The sequence below is a fragment of the Acidisphaera rubrifaciens HS-AP3 genome (genome assembly GCF_000964365.1).
GTDB classification, from domain to species: domain Bacteria; phylum Pseudomonadota; class Alphaproteobacteria; order Acetobacterales; family Acetobacteraceae; genus Acidisphaera; species Acidisphaera rubrifaciens.
In genome coordinates this window covers 1-3,729 of the sequence record NZ_BANB01000424.1, presented here as the reverse complement: position 1 = coordinate 3,729, position 3,729 = coordinate 1, and the positions used below count along the sequence as shown (strand labels likewise).

The following is a 3,729-nucleotide window of genomic DNA, read 5'->3' as shown; positions in this document are numbered from 1 at the left end:
GGCGGGCGAGCTCGCCCAGCGAATAGGTCACCGCGTAGCCGTCGCTGCCGGTCACCACGACCACGTCGTCCAGCAGGTTCGCCTGCGCCGCCGGCGTCAGGCCCACCGTGGCGAGGAGGCCGAACAGCGTCGTGCCGGTGAAGGTGTCGCGCTGCGTGCTGGGCCCCGCCTGGAAGGTGTCGGTCTGGGTGGTGGCCGGCAGCGCCTCCAGCGCGGCCACGGTATAGGTGCCGGGCACAGCGACCGCGCCGCCGAGGGTGAAGCTGGTCGTCACGGCATTGGTGATGGGCACCGTGGGCACGCTCGCCTGCCCCACCGTCAGCGTGGTCACGCCCGCGATGTCACGCCCGGCGATCCCGCCATTGGCGTCGCCGGGCACGATGAGCTGCGGGGCGATCGGGTGGCCGTCCTCCGTGGTGGCGATGATGTCGGTGGTCGCCGCCTGCGCCCCGCCGAACGCGGGGTCGAGCTCGCCCTCGGACAGCGCGACCGCAGTCGTGCCATTGCTGACCTGCACGTCGTCATGGAGCTGCCCGTTCTTGCCGGCGGGCGACGTGAAGCCGGCATCGCTGATCAACGTGTAGACGGAGACGCCGCTGAAGCTCTCCGGCTGGCCGTTCACGGCCACCGCGACCGTCGTCTGCGGCAGGGCGGCGAGCCCGGTGGCGCCGAGCGTGAGGGGGCTGGTGACGTCGCCGGTGACGCTGATCGTATCGCTCATGCTGTTCTCCGAATTGTTATATCCATCTAGATATAACGAGCGGCGTCCGGATCGCCAACCGGGGCTGCTGTCGCTGCCCGTACCGCGGCGGACCGGCGCGCTCCGGTTGGGGCCATCGTGCCCATGACGCCGCGCTCCGCGCCGGCCTCCGGCTACCGGGGTGCGCCGCCGGGCTGAGGGACCGATGAAATTGCTGGACCGTCCGGGCTTACCGGAGGCCTACGGCTGCTCCCCGAAGACGCGGGGAACGCGGACCCGGCCTTATGCGACGGATGGCGCCCGGCGGTTCATTCCGGCGGGCGCGGGCAATGCAGGAAATCGCCGCCGGTAGGGCGCCGGTCGGCGTCAACGCTATTTGCTGTTCTGGCACTGCTGCACGGTGGACTGCGGCCGGAAATGAGACTCCCTGTGAGAATGAGAATCGAGTGAGATTCTGAAGAGAAATATCCACGAGGTCTCATTCGTGCGCCCGTGACGTCTTCACCCAGGGAGGTCATCGGAGGATGACAAGGGACGACCTCTTCCCTCTTTCCAGTCTGACCCAATGTTGACACGAACTCGGCCAACTCTCGGATGTATCAGTCGGATAAACGTCTTAATTTCATACGGTTATGGCGGTCAGACGCGACCCACTTTAGACCCGCATCATATCCTGTTCAGACCACACTTGAGATATCGTTGCTCATTCGATCGCCTGCGAGAGGCTATACTGAGGGGGGACGATTGAGTGCAGCGATCAATGCCCGTGAGGTGGCGGGATAGAAACGCCGGCTCATTCCACGCGCTTGCGCTGGTTCTACGGTCGCCCTCTCACGGGGCGCGGACCGCCACGTTGCGACGGAGAAGTCCCGCCATTCGTGGCTAAAAGTCACAATCAGCCACTGGCTGATTTGCGTGGACGGCCGCCTTTCGCGCCGTTGTTCCGTGCCGCGGCGGCCTTGGCGGGCGATGTCGCGCGCCCGGCGTGTCGGGCCATGAACGCCCTGGTGCCGAACAGGCCAGCGAGCAGACCCGGCACCGACAGATCGGCGTCGAGTGCTTCCCAATACAGGCCGTAGCCGGCGCCGAGGATCTCGACCGCCGCGAGCTGATCGTCGGTCGCATCCTCCAGCCCCTGCGCGAGCTGCGGCGGGAACGCGAAGACGCAGCCATTGGTCAGTTCGACGATCACGCGACCGGCCTCGCGGTCATAGCGCGCGCTCGCCGCCCGGGGCTCGGTGAGGCGGGCGAGCCGCCCGCGTTCGGCCGCGGCATCGATCTGGGCGTCAGTCAGTTCTGCCATGAATGTCCTCCCAGCGTGCCAGCAGGACTCCCTGCTGCTCGGTCGCAAGGCGCATGGCGCGGCGGACGTCGCCGCGGTTCATGCCGTCGGCCCAGACCAGCTCGGGTGCGCCATCGGCGCCGAGCAGATTGATCTTGGCCTCGCCGTCACCGAAGACGTGGACATGGGCCGGCAGGTGGTCGTTGAGGAAGATGACCACGCGCAGACCTTGGGCACGCAGCACGGTGACCATGCGGTGATATAACCTATCAAGATGGGTTATTCAACCTGCGACGATCAGGCGCGCTGATACACTGTGAGTAGTAGCGTATCGGTGTGAGCCGGGATCAGTGCCAAACTGGAGCTGCGGCAGCCTTGGAACTGAGCCACCTTAAAGCGACTGTACGTGAGCTCGAAGGCTGTCGACCGTGTGGGTGAGGCCGCAGGCTTCCATGTCGAGGAGCGGTGCCTGTGGGGTCTTTTCTGGATGCCGAAGCCGTTCCTCAAGCGCCGAACGATCGGAATCGCGCGGCCAATGTCGAGATCGACCGTATCAGAAATGAACTCGTCGGCGCTCTTTGCCTCGAGATCGAGTGGCTTGAGGATCCGTTCCGGGAAGTGCCGGAGGTTTTCGGTCACGATCACGGACGCTCGTGTCTTGACTGCTGCGGCGATGACGTGGGCGTCGTTGGGATCGGGCAGCTCACCGAGACCGGACATCAACCCTTCATAGCCGGTCACGGCGGCCTCCTCGAAGGCGCGTTCCATGGCGGCGCGCGCCCTCGCCGCACGCTCCGTTCCATCGGAGGCACCTTTCCGAGCGTAGCTTCGGACGATCGCCCGCTCGACTTCTGCGAGAATGCGTTCTGACCAGCGCACGCGGAAGAACTCGCCTTCCGCCAACGACAGCAGAAGGTTTCGCGTCAACGGCGAGAAGAGCGAGCAGGCGTCGACGAGGACAGTGAACCGGTTGGCGAACATGCCTACAGCAGGTCGGCGTCCATTTCGGCCAGCTCATCAAGCGCTTCCGATCGAACGGTGTCACGGCGACGCTTGTAGGCGAACAGATCCTCTGCCTTGATCCGACGATGTCGCCCGACCAGCACGTGCGGGATCTCGCTTCTGTCGAGAAGCGATATCAGGAACGGTCTGGAGACATTGAGGATGTCGGCTGCTTGCTGGGTGGTCAGCATTTGGCTGACGGGCACGAGCGTAACCGCGTCGCCGCTGCCGAGATGGCGCAGGAGGTCGATTAGCAGCGCGGACAGTCCGGGTGTCAGTACGATCTCGGCAGACTGTCCTGATTCCTTAATGATCTTCAGCTTCTGATCTTGGTCGCCGCTGCCTGCGGCCAGGATACGGCGGAGCTGGTTGGCGGCGGCGCGCTCGCCAAGCGAAGGCAGCCGGTCGCCGAGTGGCTTGGCCACGGCGGGCATGGTCATAGGGTTTCTCCCGAATGGCACATTATACGCAACCGTCGCAGCAGTCGCAATATTCAAAACGCGGATACCGGAGGTTGGTTCCGGACGGCGGACCCTTGCCGTGGTTCGCGCTCGCCTCGTGCAAACGGACGCCTCAGTGCTGACCGTCCTCAGGCGGATGCAGCTGATACACTGTCCTCGATACTGTAGCAGGCCGCCCTCTCCCGCGCTCTCTGAGCCCGGGCCTCATTGAAGCGCCGACGCCGTGGCGCGGCGCTGAGACAGAAGGAAGCTCTCCCGGGCTCTCTGAGCCCGGGCCTCATTGA

Annotated in this window: 5 protein-coding genes; all 5 read right to left on the bottom strand. The window is 65.1% G+C overall.

Annotated features, from left to right (window positions below):
• Window positions 1-721: hypothetical protein (locus B8460_RS12320; RefSeq protein ID WP_048861898.1), on the bottom strand; the 721-nt coding region annotated here is incomplete at its 3' end.
• Between the two features lie 874 nt (window positions 722-1,595).
• The gene (locus B8460_RS12315; protein WP_048861897.1) at window positions 1,596-2,003 is read right to left on the bottom strand and encodes a DUF2442 domain-containing protein; all 408 of its coding nucleotides are present in this window, start codon (window positions 2,001-2,003) and stop codon (window positions 1,596-1,598) included.
• Window positions 1,987-2,235 carry a DUF4160 domain-containing protein gene (locus B8460_RS12310; protein ID WP_084623587.1) on the bottom strand — a complete coding sequence of 83 codons (249 nt, stop codon included), beginning with the start codon at window positions 2,233-2,235 and terminating at the stop codon, window positions 1,987-1,989. The genes B8460_RS12315 and B8460_RS12310 overlap by 17 nt, the downstream gene beginning before the upstream one ends.
• A 44-nt stretch (window positions 2,236-2,279) precedes the next feature.
• Entirely contained in the window at window positions 2,280-2,963 is a 684-nt protein-coding gene (locus tag B8460_RS12305) for a PIN domain-containing protein (RefSeq protein ID WP_199445635.1), read from the bottom strand.
• 2 nt (window positions 2,964-2,965) lie between these two features.
• Window positions 2,966-3,424, bottom strand: a complete 459-nt coding sequence (locus B8460_RS12300; RefSeq protein ID WP_048861896.1) for a helix-turn-helix domain-containing protein — start codon at window positions 3,422-3,424, stop codon at window positions 2,966-2,968.
• Between the last annotated feature and the right edge of the window lie 305 nt (window positions 3,425-3,729).